Raw genomic sequence first — 16,898 nt, 5'->3', positions numbered from 1 at the left:
GAGAATTGCCTCTACTCGATTGTCGGGGTGGTGGATCCGTCCGGCCCGGGACGGTCATCGCGGCGCCATCCGGATGGCGCCGTCGAGGCGAATGGTTTCGCCGTTGAGCATGCCGTTCTCGACGATGTGTGCGGCCAGGGCCGCGAACTCGGCGGGGTCACCGAGTCGGCGGGGGTGCGGCACCGAGGCCGCGAGCGACTCCCGCACGTCGTGTCGTGCTCTCGCCAGCAACGGGGTGTCGAACGTGCCGGGGGCGATGGTGCAGACGCGAATGCCGACGCCGGCGAGGTCTCGTGCCGCGGGCAGGGTCATCCCCACGATGGCGGCCTTGGCGGCGGCGTAGTTGATCTGGCCGATCTGCCCTTCGAACGCAGCGACGGACGCGGTGAGCACGCACACGCCCCGGTCGCCGTCGAGCGGCGCGTTGCCGGCCATGGCCTGGGCGGCGAACCGCAGCACGTTGAAGCTGCCGACCGCGTTCAGCCGGATCACCGATTCGAACGGCTCGAGGTCGGCGGCGACGCCGCTCTTGTCCAGCACTCGCATGGGTCGGCCACGTCCGGCGCAGTGGATCACCGCACGCAACGGTCCCTGTTCTGTCGCGGCGGTGAAGGCTGCCGCCACGTTCTCGGCGTCGGTGACATCAGCCGCGACGAAGCGGGCTGCGGGACCGAGGGCCTCGGCTCGGGCGGCGCCGTCAGAGGTGGGCAGATCGACGAGTGTGACGGTGGCGCCGTCCTCGATCAGACGCGTCGCTGCGGCAAGTCCGAGACCGGATGCCCCGCCGGTGACGACGGCATTGATGTCCTTGATGTGCACGGTGGTGAATCCTCACAGTTCCAGGGATCGGGAGATGACGCTCTTCATCACTTCGCTGGTGCCACCGAAGATCCGGGTGACGCGGGCGTCGGCGTAGAGGCGGGCGATGGGGTATTCCCGCATGAAGCCGTAGCCGCCGTGCAGTTGCAGGCAGCGGTCGATCACCCGGGCCTGCATTTCGGTGGTGAACAGCTTCACCTTCGCCGCGTCCGCTACCGACAATGTGCCGGAGTCGAGAGCGACGAGCGCCCGGTCGACGAGGGCCTGGCCGGCTTCGAGTTCGGTTGCGCAGTCGGCGAGGACGAACTTGGTGTTCTGGAAGTCGGCGACCCGCTGCCCGAAGACCTTGCGGTCCTTGACGTAGTCGGTGGCCAGGCGCAGTGCCGCCGTCGCGGTGGCCTGCGCGGACACCGCGATGGTGAGCCGCTCCTGGGGGAGGTTGTTGGTGAGCATCGAGAAGGCGGCGCCTTCCTCGCCCAGCAGGTTGCGGGCGGGGACCCGGACGTTGTCGAAGAGCAACTCGGCGGTGTCCTGGGCTTTGAGGCCGAGCTTGTCGAGGTTGCGGCCACGGAGGAAACCGTCCATGCCGGCCTCGACCACGAACAGGGACAGTCCGTCGCGCCGGTTGGTGACGTCGCGGTTCGTGCGGGCGGCGACGACGATCAGGTCGGCGTTGATGCCGCCGGTGATGAACGTCTTGGCTCCGTTGAGAATCCAGTCGTCGCCGTCGCGGACGGCGTGGGTGGCCATGCCGGCCAGATCTGATCCGGTGCCGGGTTCGGTCATCGCGATCGACGAGACCAGGGAACCGTCCGCGAATCCCGGGAACCATCTGGACTTCTGCTCGGTATCGGCGTATTCGAAGAAGTAGGGGAGCACAGTACTCAGGTGAACTTGCAGACCTCCGAGAGTGGCTGCGGCGTATCCGATTTCCTCGATGACGATGGCGTTGAACAGGAAGCTGTCGATCCCGCCTCCCCCGAACTCTTCGGGAACCTGGAGGCCGTTGATTCCGATCTCGGCGGTCTTGGTGAACAGCTCGCGTGGGACGCGTCCGTCCGCCTCCCAGTCCGCGATGTGGGGCACGACTTCCTTGCCGAGGAACTGTCGCACGGTCTGCCGGAAGGCGTCGTGGTCGGAATCGAAGATGTTGCGTTGCATGGTTCTGTCGGTCCTAACGGTGATCGGGTGGGCGCGCCGGTCGCGCCCGCGAGAGGTGTGGGTTATCGGTGCGAGCGGACGACACCCGCGGCGGCGAGGTCGTCGATCGCGCAGGCGGGGTAGCCGAGTTCGGTGAGCACCTCGGTGGTGTGCTGTCCCAGTTCAGGGGCGCCGACCGTGGAGAATTCGGGGATACTGGCGAGATGCCAGGGTGAGCCGAGCGTGGTGCGCTCGACCCCGTCCGGGTCGGTGACGTCGATGAAGATGCCTGCGGCCTCGACGTCCGGGTTCTTGCGGACCTCGCCGTAGGAACTGATGCGACCGGCGACCACCCCGTTCGGGGTCAGCAGCTCCATCGCGTCGTCGCTGGTCAACTTCGCGAACTCGGCGCGCAGCTCCGTCAGGAGCGCGGGGCGGTGCGCAACTCGGGACTCGTTGGTGACGAATCGCGGATCGGAGGTGAGGTCGGGCCGGTCGAGCAGGGTGCATAGCCGGTCGAAATGCACTACCGAATAGGCCGACACGACGATGGCGCCGTCCCGGGTGGGCATCACGTCCGCGGCGGGTGCGACGGTGGGCTGTCCGTTGCCCTTGCGGATCGGTTCATTGCCGGTGAGCAGGTATTCGCCCCAGTTCGGCCCCTGCAGGTGGACCGCGACCTCGAGCAGCGAGGTCTCCACGGTATCGCCGTCGCCGGTGCGGAGTCGACGGACGTAGGCGCCGAGGATGGCTTGGGCGAACACGTGTGCGGCGGCGGCGTCGACGACGGGGAAGCCCACTCGTTGGGGTTCTCCGTCGGCCTCGCCGGTGACCCACATGATGCCGCTTTCGGCCTGCGCGGCGATGTCCAGCCCCGCACGGTTCCGCGACGGGCCCTGTAGTCCGAATCCGCTGACGGTGGCGTAGATGATGCCCGGGTGCGCGGTGCGGACGCGGTCGGCGCCGAGCCCGAAGGACTCCATCACGCCGGGGCGCAGGTTCTGCACGACGATGTCGGCTTCCGCGATCAGCTCGTGTGCGATCTTCTGTCCGCGTTCGTCTTTGAGATCGAGGGCGATGCAGCGTTTGTTGCGGTTGTAGTTCCGCAGGATCGCTTCGCCGTAGACGCCGATCAACCGGGACGATTCGCCGTGCACGGGTTCGACCTTGATCACGTCGGCGCCGAGATCGACCAGGATCTGGGTGGCGGCGGGGGCGGCGATGAACTGTCCGAAGTCGACGACGCGGACGCCGTCCAAGGGTCGGGTCATGCTGCGTTCTCCTGTGTCCGTGTGCTGAGTTTGGCGGCGTCGCGTTCGGGACGCACCAGGAAGGTGGCGGCGGCGCCGCCGAGGGTCATGAGCACTCCGGTGAGCGCGAAGCCGTGGCCGTAGCCGGTGGCCTTGTCGGTGGCGTTGCCGACGAAGTAGCCGAGCAGCAGGGGTGCGAGCACTCCGGCCATGCTGTAGAACGCCACCAGGAACCCGAGGATCGGTCCGCGCTTGCGGGGATGGACGACATCGGCGATGGCGGTGAACGCCACCGCGTATGCGGCGGAGTTGAGGGAGAACGCCAGTGTGATGAACACCATTTGGGGCAGGCCTGCCGACAGCAGTGTGAACGCAACCATCGACACCCCGGATCCGACGATCAACCCGCCGGTCAGGTATCCCCGGGAAATGCGCCGCGATATGCCTCGTGCGGTCATCGAGTTCGACAGCCATCCCGCGGCGATCGCCCCGGCGGCGGCGAATGCGTACGGCAGCATGATCAACCGGCCCGCGGTGATCGTGTCGTAGCCCAGTCCGTCGGACAGGTAGACCGGAAGCCAGGCCACCTTCAGAGTCGTCGACCAGTAGGAAAAGAAGGTGAGTAGCGCGATGCCGACGACGGTTCCGGTGGTCAGCAACGTTCGGTAGGGTGCATCGCTCAGTTCGACGGTGCCGGTGGCGGCCGCGGGCTGGATGGGTGCGGGTGCGTTCTTTCCGAAGATCAGCCAGACCACCGCCCACAGGCCGCCGAGGACGATGAGGACACCGAACGCCGAGTGCCAGGACCAGGTCACGATGACCCAGGTGAGGATCGGCGCGGCGAGCAGGGGTCCTACCGAGGCGCCGGCGGTGACGATTCCGCCCGGCAACGCCCGCCGTTCCGGCGGGAACCAGGAGTGCACCGAGTGCGTGGCCAGCGCGTAGGCCGGCCCCTCCGCGAAGCCGAGGACGATCCGGCAGGCGAGCAGGACACCGAAACTGACCGGGCCGAGCAGAGGAACCATGGTCACGATCCAGATCAGCATGAGCGCGGCCAGCAGCCACCGCACCCCAATGCGCGTGGAGAGCGCTCCGAGCACGATCGCGCCGGCCGCGAACAGCCAGAAAAAGGCGCTCTGCACGAGTCCGAATTGCTGCGGGCTGATGTCGAGATCCTGCTGGATGTGGATTCCGGCGAAGCCGAGAACGGCCTTGTCGGCGAAGTTGAGCAGTAGGAAGGCGAACAGCAACCCGGTGACGAGCCAGGCGCGCGACCGTGACAGCGATGCGCCGACGGCGGCCTTCTGTGTGAGGGTGTCAGACATGGGACGGACTCCGTACTGGCGGATGGAGGGGGAGAAGGAGGTGTCGGTCAGCGGCCGGTGAACGAGGGCACGCGTTTGGTGACGAACGCGTCCGCGGCTTCGCGGGCATCGCCGGAATGGGAGCACTGCACCATCCGGTCCACCTCGGCGAGCAGATAGTCACCGAGTGATGTCGTGGACGCCTGGAGGAGGTTCTGCTTCATCGCACGCAGCGCGAGCGGCGCGGACGCCGCGAGCCGATCTGCCAGGTCCCGGGCGTCCGTGTGCAGCGACTCCGCGCTCGTCACCGCGGTGACCAACCCGTGATCCAGCGCCTTGCGGGCCGTGAATTTCCTTGGTGTCAAGAACAATTCACGAGCCCGCGCACCGCCCAGCATGCTGGTGATCAGCCAGACACCTCCGAGATCGCCGGACAGGCCGGCATTGACGAAGGCGGTGTTGAAAACCGCACGGTCGGAGGCGATCCGGAAGTCGGCGGCGGCCGCGAGTGACAAACCCGCTCCGGCGCAGGCGCCGTCGATTGCCGCAACGGTGACCTGCGGCAGGTGGTGGAAACGGTGCAGGGTGTCGCTGACCTGCCGCAGGCGTGCGGTGTCGGCCACGACCGAGTCGCCACGCAGGGTGCGCGAGTCGGCGGTCGCGGCCAGGTCGGCGCCGACACTGAAATCATCGCCGTGCCCCGACAGGATTACCGCGCGCACGTCAGGTGAGCACGACAGTTCGGTAATCGCCGAGCCGAGTTCGCCGAAGACCTTGTGAGACACCGCGTTGCGTCGGCCGCGGTTGTCGATCGCCACGTGTGCAACGGCGTTGTCGACGGTGACGTGGACACGACCGGTCATGGAGTCCTCCTCGAATGGGATGTCGCCTGTGAAGTGGCGCACGTCCATTGAAGGGGTCGGGGAATGACTACGTCAAAGTCCGGAAATCACCTGGATTGAGTGTAATTGCCTATAGGTGCGGCCTGACCTCAGTGTTCTCGCGGCTGCGATCGCGGACCCGGTGATCGGCCGCCAGCGCGGCCATCGCTGCGGCTTCGACCAGGGCGTGGCCACTGTCCTGGTTCTCGGCGATGGCACGGACCCAGGCCTGGAGGGATCGTTTCGAGTAGGTGAGGAATTCGGTGGTCGCCGGGGTGATTCGACCCGGTCGGTGCACCACCTCCAGCGGGCGGGCCAGAGCCGGTGCCAGCTCGCGCACGATGCCGCCGCGGTGACGGGCGTCGAGACCGATCCGCAACGGAACGATGGCCGCTGCGCCGCCGGACAGCACGATGGGCAGGACCGCGCCGCGCTGCGGCACTTCCACGACGATCCGGGGTTCGACTCCGTGTGCGCGCAGCGACTTCTCGATGTAGTCGCGGGTCGCAGTGCCGTTCTCCCCCATCACGAACGGAACTCCGGACAGGGTCTCGATCGGTACGGGATCCGGCCAGTAGTCCTCCGTTCCGGGTGGGCAGATCAGGACGAACTTCTGCTCGACCAGATGCTCGCTGATCAGATCGGCGCCCGGCGGTGGTGACGCCAGGAATCCGAGCTCGCAGGAGCCGGATCGGACGAGGTCGACCACTTCGGATGCGTTGTCGCGTTCCTCGATCCGGAACCGCACGTCGGGGAATCGGATACGAAACCTCGCCACCCACACCGACAGCGGGTCCATCGACATGTCCGACAGGGTGGCGATGTCGACGCGGCCGCCGCGGACCTGTCCGGCACTGCGCACGGCGTTCTCGGCGGCTTCCGTTTCCCTCAGGATCATGCGAGCCGGTCCGATGAGCGCCTCGCCGGCGGGCGCGAGGACGAGGCCGCGGCCGACTCGGTGGAACAATTCGGTGCCCAGGTCCTTCTCCAGTTTGCGCACTGCCTGGGACAGGGAAGGCTGGGCCACCCGCAGAGCGGCCGCCGCGCGGTTGACGCCGCCGTGATCGACCACGGCAAGGAAGTACTCCATCTGACGCAGATCCATGGAGCAAAACTATCGGCCCGGCGTGAACGAGGAATGTGCGGAATCCATGTGGTGCGGCAGCAGGTCTGTTACGTGTGCAGCATCCCGGCGACCGAGACACCCACCCCCAGGAGGGCGATCAACGCCACGAGCGAGACGGTACGCAGCAGTGGGGGCCAGGCGCCGGTGTCCGTGTTCGCCCGTGCGGCTCCTTTCGGGAAATGGCGGATACCGAGATAGGCGACGATCGAGCCGGCGACCAGGGCGCTCAGCGCGAGCAGCGGTGCACCCAGCCGGAACGCGGCGAAGCCGATCGCCGCGGACGTCGCGAGCACCGACAGGCCGGTGCGTTGCCACGCCAGTGCGGTGCGCTGGGGCTGCAGACCCGGATCGGGCATCGTCACGAGTTGACGGTGGTGACCACGGCGAACACGGCCAATCCCGCCGACAGGAGAACGAGCCCTCCCGCGAGCCAGGCGAGGGGAATCGGCGCAGGGAGCGGCTCCTGCAGTCGCAGGGCCCGCTCGTTGCGTCGCCACGACCACAGGGCCACCACCGCCAGCATTCCCCCGGTGCAGCAGGCGAGGATCGCGACGACGTGGACGACCAGGCCGGCACCGGTGACCGAGGCCAAGGTGGTCAGGGTGACCCCGCCGGCCACCAGGGCCAGTGCCGTCCGAACCCAGGCCAGTGCGGTGCGTTCGTTGGCCAGCGAGAAACGGACATCGGGTTCCTCGCCCACGGAGTACACGGCGGCAGGTCGGCGCGGGGGAAGGTCTACTTCACTGTTCATGAGTGTCCCTGCATGCTCGGGTCGGTGTCGATGAAATAATTGTTCTGACACCAGATAGTTCTGTAACAGAAGCAGGTTAACGGATGGACGACACCGGAGCGATTCCCCTTCCCGACGGCGCTGCCGGGAGCGGGGAGGGATGGGCCCTGACCGCGGTCATCACCCGGCTGCGACGGGCATTGAGGTCGAGCGTCCGCGAAGACTTCGCCTGGGAGTCGTTGCCGATGGCCCAGGTCGAATTCCTCCAGCGACTCTCGGCCGAGTCGGGTCTCCGGATCGTCGAGTTGGCACGCAAGCACCGGATGGCCACCAACACCGTGAGCGCCTTGATTCAGCAGATGGTCGAGACCGGTCTGGTCGTGCGCTCTCCCGATCCACGAGATCGCCGGGCGGTGCGAGTGGACGTCACCGACGCCGGTCGGACACGTCTGAACGCCTGGATGGGGGCGAACGAGCGGCGCATCTCGGAGGCCTTCGATCGACTCGATGCGAACCATCGCGCCGCGATCGGCGCGGCTATTCCTGCGCTCGCGCAGCTGGCGGAGCTTCTCGACACCGAGTGACATCCGAGGCAACGTCCGCGCCCGGCACCATCGACACCCCGGCGACCAGCGGATATAGGCAATTCCGTACGGTCCGACCGCGTTCTGCTGGTTGATCGGCCCTGGGCGAGGCGGTCTGATGAGGACATGCACCTGTGGTTCGAGTCACTACCCGCGGTGCCCCTCACTCAGCCGAAACATCCCCGGAGGTCGTCATGGTGACCACGCAGTCCGATGGACGCGACGTCGACCATCGCCCTGCCGGGGCCGTCGACCGGCGGGCCTGGGGCATCGTCCTGTTCCTGTTCCTCTTCTTCACCCTGAATTTCGCCGACAAGGCCGCTGTCGGGTTGTCGAGCCAGCAGATCCGCCACGACCTCGGTCTGACCGCCGGGCAATACGGGTTGCTCAGCAGCGCGTTCTTCTGGCTGTTCGCGATCGGCGCGGTCACCTTGGCAGCGGTTCTTCGGAAGATCTCCTATACCTGGGGCGCGGCCCTGCTGATGGTGACGTGGATTGCGAGCATGGCGCCACTGACGGTCCCGACGTCGTTCGGTGTGCTGATCGCCTGCCGCATTGCGTTGGGATTCTTCGAAGGCCCGGCGCACGCCCTGTGCCAGTCGATCGTCGCGGATCGTTTCTCCCCCGACAAGCGAGCGACGGCCGGCGCGATCGTCAACGCGGGTTCGTCCATCGGGCCCCTCATTGCGGCGCCCACCCTGACCTGGGTGATCCTCACCTGGTCGTGGCATGCCGCGTTTGCTGTCCTCGTCGTGGCGGGGGCGATGTGGCTGATCGGCTGGCTCTGGTTCTCGGAGCGGTTGCCCTTCCGCAAGGCCGGCCCAGGCACCGGTGACAGCGCCGAGGACGCCGCTGATCCCAACGGAGACATCGTCGTTCCGTTCCACCGCTTGTTGATGCTGCGGAGCTTCTGGGGACTGGTGCTGCTGTCGTTCGCCGGGTATCTGATCTCGTCCCTGAAGGTCGCCTGGCTGCCCGCCTACATGAACGAAGGGCTCGGGTACTCCGCGAGCACCGTGGGTTCGTTGGTGACGATTCCCTATGTCGTCGCGGTGGTCGTCCTGCTGTCCGCGGGCATGCTGTCGGGTCGGCTCCTGCGCGGCGGTCACTCCTCGCGGGTGGCCCGCGGCTACCTCACCGGGGCGTACCTACTGTTCGGCGGGGTCTCGATGATGATTTTCAGCCAGCTCGACCCGGGACCGCTGCAGCTGGTGTTCGTGATCTGCGCGTTCGCCGTCAACAGCGTGGCCTTCTCGGTCGCTTTCGCCGGGGCGTCAGACTTCCTGCCCGCACACCAGCGGGTGGCGTTCTTCGGCTGCATCATCGCCGCGTACAGCGTCGCGGGGATCGTCGCACCGTATGCGCTCGGGCTCATCGTCGAGCGTGCGACCACTGCCGCCGCCGGGTACTCGACGGGCTTCCTGTTCGTCGGCGGCGTGGTGTGCGTGCTTGGTGTCCTCGGCGCCATCATGCTCGATCCCGAGAAGGCCCGAACCCAACTCGAGCAGATGACCGCCCGGTACGCGGCACGAGAGGCCGAGTGATCACCATGGGCGGACCGCTTTCCGGCATCCGGGTCCTCGACCTCGGCCAGTACATCGCCGGACCCAGCGCCGGCCAGACCCTCGCCGACCTCGGCGCGGACGTGCTCAAGGTCGAGAGCTTGCGCGGCGATCAGGCGCGCGGGATCGGCACGTTCGGCGAGGCGATGGTGCGCGCCTACAACCGGGACAAGAGCAGCATCGGCCTCGATCTCGCCCGGCCCGAGGCCGAGGCGATCCTGCATCGGTTGCTGGCCCGGACCGATGTCCTGGTACAGAACTTCCGCACCGGGTCCGCCGAAAGGCTCGGCCTCGGACCCGACCAACTGCGTGCACGGTATCCGCGCCTGATCTACGCCAACGTCACCGGATTCGGGTCCCGCGGACCCTCACGACACCGCCCCGGCCTCGATATCGCCGCCCAGGCGGAATTCGGGTTGATGCACGCCACCGGCGAGGTCGACGGTGAGCCGCAGCGGCTCGGGTTGCCCGCCGCGGATGTCACCGCGGCCAATGCCCTCGCGACCGGAATCCTGGCAGCGCTCTACGAGCGGGAATCGACCGGTCGGGGCGCGCACGTGGAGACCTCGCTGATGGAAGCGGTGCTGTCGATGCAGGCCGCGTCCTGGGGCGAATACACCCTCACCGGTCGTGCGCCGCGGCGCAAGGGAAACGGACAGGCGCTGGCCGCCCCTGCGGCCGATGTCATTCAGGTCGTGGACGGGATGATCGTGCTCTCCGCGTACACGGCCGAAAAGTGGTCCGCACTCTGCCATCTCGTGGATCGTCCGGACATGATCGACGACCCGCGGTTCGTCGACAACCCCGCACGGGTGTCGCACCGGGCCGAGATGCTGACCGCTCTCGGCGACGCCCTCGGCGGAATGACCCGAGACCAGGCCGTCGCCCGGTTGCAGTCCGCGAACATCGTGTGCGGTGCGATCCGATCCTTCGACGAGATCGCCGAGGACAAGGACGTTTTGGCGTCCGAGATCCTCGTCGACGTCGCCGAGCCCGGTGGCGCCTCGTTCACCAGTCCCGGACTGGCATTCACCCTCGACGGCCACCGCCGCACCGTCTCCACGTCCGCACCCGAGGTAGGCCGGGACACCGTCACCGTGCTCCGCGACCTCGGCTTCACCGACGGTGACATCACCGAACTGATCGACAGCCGCGTCGTCACCGCCGCCGCGCCACACTGACCCGGAAAGGGCTCCCTCATGATCGACCCGGCCATCCTGACCTACGACTTCCCGACCTACCTGAAGACCATCGCCGACTTCACCGAGAACGAACTCGTCCCGGCGGAGAACGAGATGGTCGGGGCCGGCGAGGTCCCTCCTCGCCTCGTCGAACGCATGGCGGCCCTCGGCCTGTTCGGCATCTCGATCCCGCGCGCGTACGGCGGCCTCGAGTGGACGATGGAGCAGCAGGTGCAGCTCACCCTCGAATTCACGCGCGCGTCCTGCGTCTACCGTTCACGATTCTCGACGGTGATCGGCCTGTGCTCGCAAGCGATTCTGGACCACGGCACCGAGAAGCAGCGCCTGCGGATGCTGCCGGCCATGGCGGCAGGCGAACTGGTCACCGCATTCGCACTCACCGAGGAACAGGCCGGTTCGGACGCGGCGCACCTGCGCACCACCGCGGAACGTCGCGGCGACACCTACGTCCTCAACGGCAGCAAGCGGTACATCACGAACGCGGCCTGGGCCGACGCCTTCCTCGTATTCGCTCGCACGGATACCTCGGACCCGGGTGCCGGCGGGGTCTCGGCGCTGCTCGTGAACGCCACATCGCCCGGCGTGCGCACCGTCTTGCCGACCGTCATGAACGGACACGCGGAGGCACCGGTCGGAGAAATCTACTTCGACGACGTGACGGTCCCCGCGGAGAATCTGCTCGGCGGCGTCGAGGGCCAGGGGCTGACGATGGCGCTGCGCGGTATCAACCACGCGCGTCTGCACGTCGCCGCGACGTGCGTCGGGCAGGCGACCCGGATGCTCGAGGAGACGACCGCACATGTCAACGGCCGCAGTCAGTTCGGATCCCCGCTCGCCGACCTCGGTGCCGTGCAGGCCACGCTGGGGGAAAGTTATGCGGAACTCGAGGCGGGACGCGCCCTGGCCGTCGAGAGCGCGCGCGCCTTCGACTGCGGCGAGATCCCCCGACACCGCATTGCCGCCGCCAAGCTGTACAACTCCGAGATGGCCAGCCGCGTCGCCGACCGGTGCGTCCAATTGCTCGGCGGCGAGGGCATCGTCGGCCCACACCCCGTCCCGCGGATGTGGCGTGATGTGCGCGCGCTGCGAATCTATGAGGGCTCCTCACCGGTGCATCAGCGGAACCTCGCCAAGGCGATGATCCGGCAGGTGGCTACCGACGGCACGCTGCCCAACTCGTATCGCGCCTGACCCCACCGCGGAATGATGGGTACATGGACATCCGCCAACTCGAGTACTTCCTCGCTGTGGTCGAGCACGGCGGAGTCAACCGCGCGGCCGGGCATCTCCACGTGGCGCAGGCATCGTTGTCGCAAGGAATCCGTCAACTCGAGCGTGAACTGAAACTGAGCCTGTTCCACCGGACGGGCCGCAATCTGGTCCTCAACCCGGCCGGGCAGCTGCTGGTCGAGCCCGCCCGCAAGGTGCTCGACGACCTTCTTGCGGCGCAGGACATCATGCGCGGCGCCCGCGAACTCCAGGTCGGGTCCATCACCATCGGAACGATGCCCGAGATGTCGAGCGAGGCGGTGGCGGCGTGGAGTGGGTCGTTCACCCGTCTCCATCCCGACATCCGCATCGATCTGTCGGAGTTCGCGAGTGCCGCGGACCTGTGCGACGAAGTACTCGCCGGCCAGTACGAACTGGGATTCACGACCTTCCCCGTCCCGACCGACAATCTCGAAACGGTCCAGCTCGGTGTCCAGCGACTGCTGCTGGTGAGACCGCCGGGAACCCCAGCAGACGACGCGGGTGCACCCTTCGATCTCGCGCACCTCGCCGAGGTCCCGCTGGTGACGAGCAGTTCGGCGGTGCGGGAGAACGATATCGTCGCGACCGCGCTGCGCCGCGCATCGGTGGTTCCCCGGATCAGCGCACGGGTCCCCAACCGGCACGCGCAGTTGACGCTCGTCCTCAACGGCGCGGCCAGCGCATTTCTCCCGTTGCGGATGGCCACGGCCGCTCACCGGCTGGGTGCGCGGGTGACCGAGACCAGGCCGGCGATACGCACTCCGTTCGGGATCGTGCACCGGCCGGGCGCCCTCAATCCGGCAGCCAAGAGCTTCGTGATCCAAACCCATGCAGACCTGGCGCGCTGGAACAGCCTGATCGACGCGCATCGACAATCCGGTGCCTCGCTCCTTCGCGCCGCGCTGCTCGCCGACGACGAACTACACGCCCGGATCGTCGGAGACCGGCCCCGTCCGTAGTCTGCCTTTCATTCCTCCGCTTCTCCCCGCGCCGCTGCCTGGAGTCCGGACTCGCTGCGGAGGGGGACTTCCTTCCAGAGCACGGTGAGGACGAAGGCGACGACGGCGAGCATCGAGACGGTGAGGAAGACGGAGCCGATGGCGTCGGCGAATCCTTGCTTGAACGGCAGGGCCAGGACGTCGTCGAGTCGGCCGATCACGGAGCTGTCCGTGAGGACACCGCTGACCCCGGCGTGATCGGGGCTGAGCATGCCCTGGCCCATGGCGGCCTCGGCGGGGTCGTTGCTCTGGGTGGCGGCCACCACGGCCCGGCGGAATTCGGGTGTGCCTGCCGCTGCTGTCACGCGTTCGCCGATGGCAGGGGTGAGGCGCGAGAAGAGGATCGACAGGAAGATCGCGACGCCTGCGGTGCCGCCGATCTGGCGGAAGAACGTGGCCGCGCCGGTCGAGACTCCCATGTCCTGCGGGGGTAGCGCGTTCTGAATGGCCAGGGTCAGTGGCTGCATCAGGTTTCCGAGTCCGAGCCCGAGGATCAGCATGAATGCCATGACGACGGGCATCGGGGTGCCGGCGGCCACGGTGTGCAGCAGGAAGGCGCCGATCACGATCAGCGCGGTCCCGAGGATCGGGAAGTACCGGTAGTGCCCGGTGCGCGAGATCATCTGACCGCTGACCACCGATCCGGCCATCAGCCCGAGGACCATGGGCAGGATCTGGAAGCCGGCGAGGGTGGGACTCGAGCCCTTCACCACCTGCAGGTACTGGGGAAGGAGGGTGATGCCGCCGAACATGACGGCACCGACGACGAGACTGATCACGACGCCGAGCGCGAACGTGCTGTTGCGGAAGAAGCGCATCGGGATGAGTGCGGCGTCCTTCATCGCCAATTCGACGAGGATGAAGGCGAGCACCCCGATCACTCCGATGACGTAGCACACCAACGACTTCGAGCTGCCCCATCCCCAGCTGTGGCCCTGTTCGGCCACCACCAGCAACGGCACCACGCCGATCGCGAGAGCGAGGGCGCCCCACCAGTCGATCCGCTGATTTCCGATCGGGCGTTTCGGGAGATGCAGCACGCGGGAGACGACCGTGAGCGCGACCAGCCCGACGGGCACGTTGACGAGGAAAACCCAACGCCAGCCATCGATTCCGAGGATGACGTCCTGCCCCGCGAACACGCCGCCGAGGACGGGACCGAGAACACTGGACGTCCCGAACACCGCGAGGAAGTACCCCTGGTACTTGGCTCGCTCACGGGGGGAGACGATGTCGCCGATGATGGTGAGCGCCAACGAGAACAGGCCGCCGGCACCGAGTCCCTGGATCGCCCGGAACGCGGCGAGGACGTACATCGACGTCGAGAACGTGCACAGCACCGACCCGATCACGAACACCGAGATCGCGAACATGAAGAACGGCTTGCGGCCGTAGATGTCGGACAATTTGCCGTAGAGCGGCGTCGCCAGCGTCGCGGTGACGAGGTAGGCGGTGGTGGCCCACGCCTGCAGCGAGTACCCATCGAGGTCGTCGGCGATGGTGCGGATCGCCGTCGCCACGATCGTCTGGTCGAGCGCGGCGAGGAACATGCCGAGCATCAACCCGCTCAGCACAGCCAGGATTTGCCGGTGGGTGTATGCCACCGGCGTTTCGACCGAATTCGCCACTGTGTCCTCGCTGCACTCTTCGTTTACTTGTAGTCGGCAAGTATGCGAGCGCAGCGAGGATTCGGGCAACTGTTGGACTGGGCTTTACCTGCGGATGAGCGTCCGGTCGCGACAGTGCGGACGGATCACTCCCCCTTGAACTCGGGGGTGCGCCTCTCGAAGACGGCGGTGATCGCCTCGGTCAGGTCCTGCGACGGCAGGAATGCCGCATTCCACGCGGCGACGTAGCGCAGGCTGTCGTCGACGGCGGCGGCGCGGGAGTGGTCGAGGACGTCCTTGATGCCGTGCACGACGAGCGGCGGGTTCGCCGCGATCTCGGCTGCGGTCGCGTGCGCGGCGGCGAGGACCGCGTCGGCGTCCTCGACGACGTCGTTGACGAGGCCGATCTTCTCCGCGCGGGCGGCGTCGATGTCCTTGCCGGTGAGCGCCAGTTCCCGCAGGTGACCGTCACCGATGATGGCGGGCAGCCGCGCGAAGCTGCCCATGTCGGCGACGATGGCGACCTTGACTTCCCGGATGCTGAACTTCGCGTCGGTGCTCGCGTACCGGATGTCGGCGGCGGAGATCAGATCGACGCCGCCGCCGATGCACCAGCCCTGGACGGCCGCGATCACCGGCTTGCGGCAGTCGGCGACCGCGTTGATGCCCGACTGCATCCGCTTGATCATGTCGTGGAACGTGGTGCGGGGACCGGCCTGTGCCTTGTCTGCGAGGACGGAGCCGAAGCTGCCGCTCATGGCGGGCAGGTCGAGACCGAAGGAGAAGTTCTTCCCGGAACCGGCGATGACGACGGCCCGCACCTCCGGATCGGCGTCGAGTTCACCGAAGATCTCGGGGAGCTCGCTCCAGAAATCCGGGCCCATCGCGTTGCCCTTCCCGGGCCCGACGAGCGTCACCTGCGCGACGTGATCCTTGCGCTCGACGGTGAACGCATTCCAGGTCTTCTGTTCGGTCATTACTCAAGAGTAACCACCGCTCGAACAGGCCCGGCGAAATACCCTGGAGGTCTCTGCACCGCCGTGCGAACGGACCGCGTCGATGACTCACCCGACGAGCCCCGACGGCGCCGTCGTCATCGGCGCCGGGATGGGCGGATTGCTGGCCGCGGCCGCTCTCGCCGGCATCTGCCGGAACGTCACCGTCCTCGATCGCGACATCCTGCCCGAGACGGCCACCCCGCGCAGGTGCGTGCCGCAGGCCCGGCACGTGCACGCTCTTCTCGCCGGCGGGCAGGCCGCGATGGAGGATCTCCTGCCGGGGTTCGTGGCCGAACTCCTCGCTCTCGGCGCCACCGGAGGCGACGCACTCGGCGACATCCGGTGGGTCGTCGACGGGCACCGGATGGCCCGCGAGACCAGCGGGGTTCCCGGCATTCTCGCGAGCCGGGCGCTCGTCGAGTGGCACATGCGCCGACGGGTGCGGGCCCTGCCGAATGTCCGGATCGTCGACCGGTCGGACGTCACGACCCTCACCGTCGAGGACGGGCGGATGACCGGCGTGTCCGTGCAGCACCGGGATGGCGTCCCGCCGGAGGTCGTCGCGGCCGATCTCGTGGTGGACTCGTCGGGCCGGAGTTCCCAGAGCGTCGCCCGGCTCGCCGCGCTGGGGTTCGCGCCCCCGCCCGAGTCGCGGGTGGCCGTCGACGTCACGTACGCGACGCGGCACTTCCGGCTCGAGCCACCCCACCTCGACGGGGATTCCGGGATCGGGATGGCACCGGGACCGTCGCATCCGCGCAGTGGATTCATGGGTGTGCAGGAGGACGGCACCTGGATCGTCACCCTCGCCGGATACGGCGACGACGTGCCGCCGCTGGACGCGGACGGTTTCCTCGACTTCGTGAAGTCGTTTCCCGCCCCGGACATGTACGACGCGCTGCGCACCGCCGCGCCGGTGGACGACGGCGTGCGCTACCGGATCCCGACCACCGTCCGCCGGCGCTATTCCGCGGACGATCTGCCGTCGAACTATCTGCCGTTCGCGGACGCGATCTGCTCGTTCAATCCCATCTACGGCCAGGGGATGAGCGTCGCCGCGGTGGAGGCGACCGTCCTGCGGGACTGCCTGCGGTCGGGACGGACGCGGCTCGCCCGCCGGTTCCTGCGCGGGGCGAATCGGTGCATCGACGCGGCATGGAACCTCACCGTCGACAACGACCTCCGGATTCCGGCGGTGCCCGGACGGCGCTCGGCGCGGGTGCGGATGGCGAACGCGTACGCGTCCCGGATCGACCGGGCGGCGGCCGTCGACCCGGCGGTCGGGTCCGCATTCCTGCGGGTGACGCATCTCCTCGACCGTCCCGGAGCGTTGCTGCGGCCGTCGACGGTGTTGCGCGTTCTGCTCGCGTCCCGCTGACGAGCGACCACCGGATTACCTGTATGTTGTCGTAACAGATACATGCAGGATCTGTGCCGCCCCGAGAG

General features: G+C 67.7%; 16 protein-coding genes. 6 read left to right on the top strand and 10 right to left on the bottom strand.

The window, feature by feature from the left end; genetic code table 11:
• Positions 1-54: 54 nt before the first annotated feature.
• The 8 genes from ACFTWF_RS18715 to ACFTWF_RS18680 all read right to left on the bottom strand — a co-directional run bounded on the left by ACFTWF_RS18715 (position 55) and on the right by ACFTWF_RS18680 (position 7,271).
• Complete coding sequence (locus tag ACFTWF_RS18715) at positions 55-819, bottom strand: SDR family NAD(P)-dependent oxidoreductase (RefSeq protein ID WP_378462689.1); 765 nt, start codon at positions 817-819, stop codon at positions 55-57.
• A 12-nt stretch (positions 820-831) separates the two neighbouring features.
• Positions 832-1,980 carry an acyl-CoA dehydrogenase family protein gene (locus ACFTWF_RS18710; RefSeq protein ID WP_378462688.1) on the bottom strand — a complete coding sequence of 383 codons (1,149 nt, stop codon included), beginning with the start codon at positions 1,978-1,980 and terminating at the stop codon, positions 832-834.
• Between the two features lie 62 nt (positions 1,981-2,042).
• Entirely contained in the window at positions 2,043-3,230 is a 1,188-nt protein-coding gene (locus tag ACFTWF_RS18705) for a CaiB/BaiF CoA transferase family protein (RefSeq protein ID WP_378462687.1), read from the bottom strand.
• Complete coding sequence (locus tag ACFTWF_RS18700) at positions 3,227-4,534, bottom strand: MFS transporter (protein ID WP_378462686.1); 1,308 nt, start codon at positions 4,532-4,534, stop codon at positions 3,227-3,229. The genes ACFTWF_RS18705 and ACFTWF_RS18700 overlap by 4 nt, the downstream gene beginning before the upstream one ends.
• Positions 4,535-4,581: 47 nt before the next feature.
• The gene (locus ACFTWF_RS18695) at positions 4,582-5,376 is read right to left on the bottom strand and encodes an enoyl-CoA hydratase/isomerase family protein (protein WP_378462685.1); all 795 of its coding nucleotides are present in this window, start codon (positions 5,374-5,376) and stop codon (positions 4,582-4,584) included.
• A 109-nt stretch (positions 5,377-5,485) separates the two neighbouring features.
• Entirely contained in the window at positions 5,486-6,499 is a 1,014-nt protein-coding gene (locus ACFTWF_RS18690) for a LysR family transcriptional regulator (RefSeq protein WP_378462684.1), read from the bottom strand.
• A 68-nt stretch (positions 6,500-6,567) separates the two neighbouring features.
• Entirely contained in the window at positions 6,568-6,876 is a 309-nt protein-coding gene (locus ACFTWF_RS18685; protein ID WP_378462895.1) for a DUF202 domain-containing protein, read from the bottom strand.
• Positions 6,877-6,878: 2 nt separating this feature from the next.
• Entirely contained in the window at positions 6,879-7,271 is a 393-nt protein-coding gene (locus ACFTWF_RS18680) for a YidH family protein (RefSeq protein WP_378462683.1), read from the bottom strand.
• A gap of 83 nt (positions 7,272-7,354) precedes the next feature.
• Here ACFTWF_RS18680 and ACFTWF_RS18675 point away from each other — a divergent pair, with 83 nt between their 5' ends.
• From ACFTWF_RS18675 to ACFTWF_RS18655, 5 genes are all read left to right on the top strand, one after another.
• Positions 7,355-7,834, top strand: coding sequence for a MarR family winged helix-turn-helix transcriptional regulator (locus ACFTWF_RS18675; protein WP_378462682.1), 480 nt, complete (start codon positions 7,355-7,357; stop codon positions 7,832-7,834).
• Positions 7,835-8,028: 194 nt separating this feature from the next.
• A complete protein-coding gene (locus ACFTWF_RS18670; RefSeq protein ID WP_378462681.1) occupies positions 8,029-9,378 on the top strand; it encodes an MFS transporter in 1,350 nt (449 codons plus the stop codon).
• Positions 9,375-10,577 (top strand): CaiB/BaiF CoA transferase family protein, encoded by a 1,203-nt coding sequence (locus tag ACFTWF_RS18665; RefSeq protein WP_378462680.1) that lies wholly within the window; start codon positions 9,375-9,377, stop codon positions 10,575-10,577. Before ACFTWF_RS18670 ends, ACFTWF_RS18665 begins: the two co-directional genes overlap by 4 nt.
• An 18-nt stretch (positions 10,578-10,595) precedes the next feature.
• Positions 10,596-11,789 (top strand): acyl-CoA dehydrogenase family protein, encoded by a 1,194-nt coding sequence (locus ACFTWF_RS18660; protein WP_378462679.1) that lies wholly within the window; start codon positions 10,596-10,598, stop codon positions 11,787-11,789.
• 23 nt (positions 11,790-11,812) lie between these two features.
• Positions 11,813-12,808: a LysR family transcriptional regulator gene (locus tag ACFTWF_RS18655; RefSeq protein ID WP_378462678.1), complete on the top strand. Its 996-nt coding sequence runs from the start codon at positions 11,813-11,815 to the stop codon at positions 12,806-12,808.
• Positions 12,809-12,816: 8 nt separating this feature from the next.
• Here the strand turns inward: ACFTWF_RS18655 and ACFTWF_RS18650 are convergent, their stop codons facing one another.
• Together ACFTWF_RS18650 and ACFTWF_RS18645 are read right to left on the bottom strand one after the other, a co-directional pair.
• Positions 12,817-14,475 carry an MDR family MFS transporter gene (locus ACFTWF_RS18650; RefSeq protein ID WP_378462677.1) on the bottom strand — a complete coding sequence of 553 codons (1,659 nt, stop codon included), beginning with the start codon at positions 14,473-14,475 and terminating at the stop codon, positions 12,817-12,819.
• Positions 14,476-14,600: 125 nt separating this feature from the next.
• Positions 14,601-15,431, bottom strand: coding sequence for a crotonase/enoyl-CoA hydratase family protein (locus ACFTWF_RS18645; RefSeq protein WP_378462676.1), 831 nt, complete (start codon positions 15,429-15,431; stop codon positions 14,601-14,603).
• 82 nt (positions 15,432-15,513) lie between these two features.
• On the opposite strand from ACFTWF_RS18645, the gene ACFTWF_RS18640 reads away from it, so the two are divergent.
• Positions 15,514-16,830, top strand: coding sequence for a monooxygenase (locus tag ACFTWF_RS18640; protein WP_378462675.1), 1,317 nt, complete (start codon positions 15,514-15,516; stop codon positions 16,828-16,830).
• Positions 16,831-16,898: the final 68 nt, after the last annotated feature.

The organism is Rhodococcus sp. NPDC056960, assembly GCF_042674125.1.
In the GTDB taxonomy this organism is placed as follows: Bacteria; Actinomycetota; Actinomycetes; order Mycobacteriales; family Mycobacteriaceae; genus Rhodococcus_F.
This window is presented reverse-complemented; position numbering and strand designations above follow the sequence as displayed.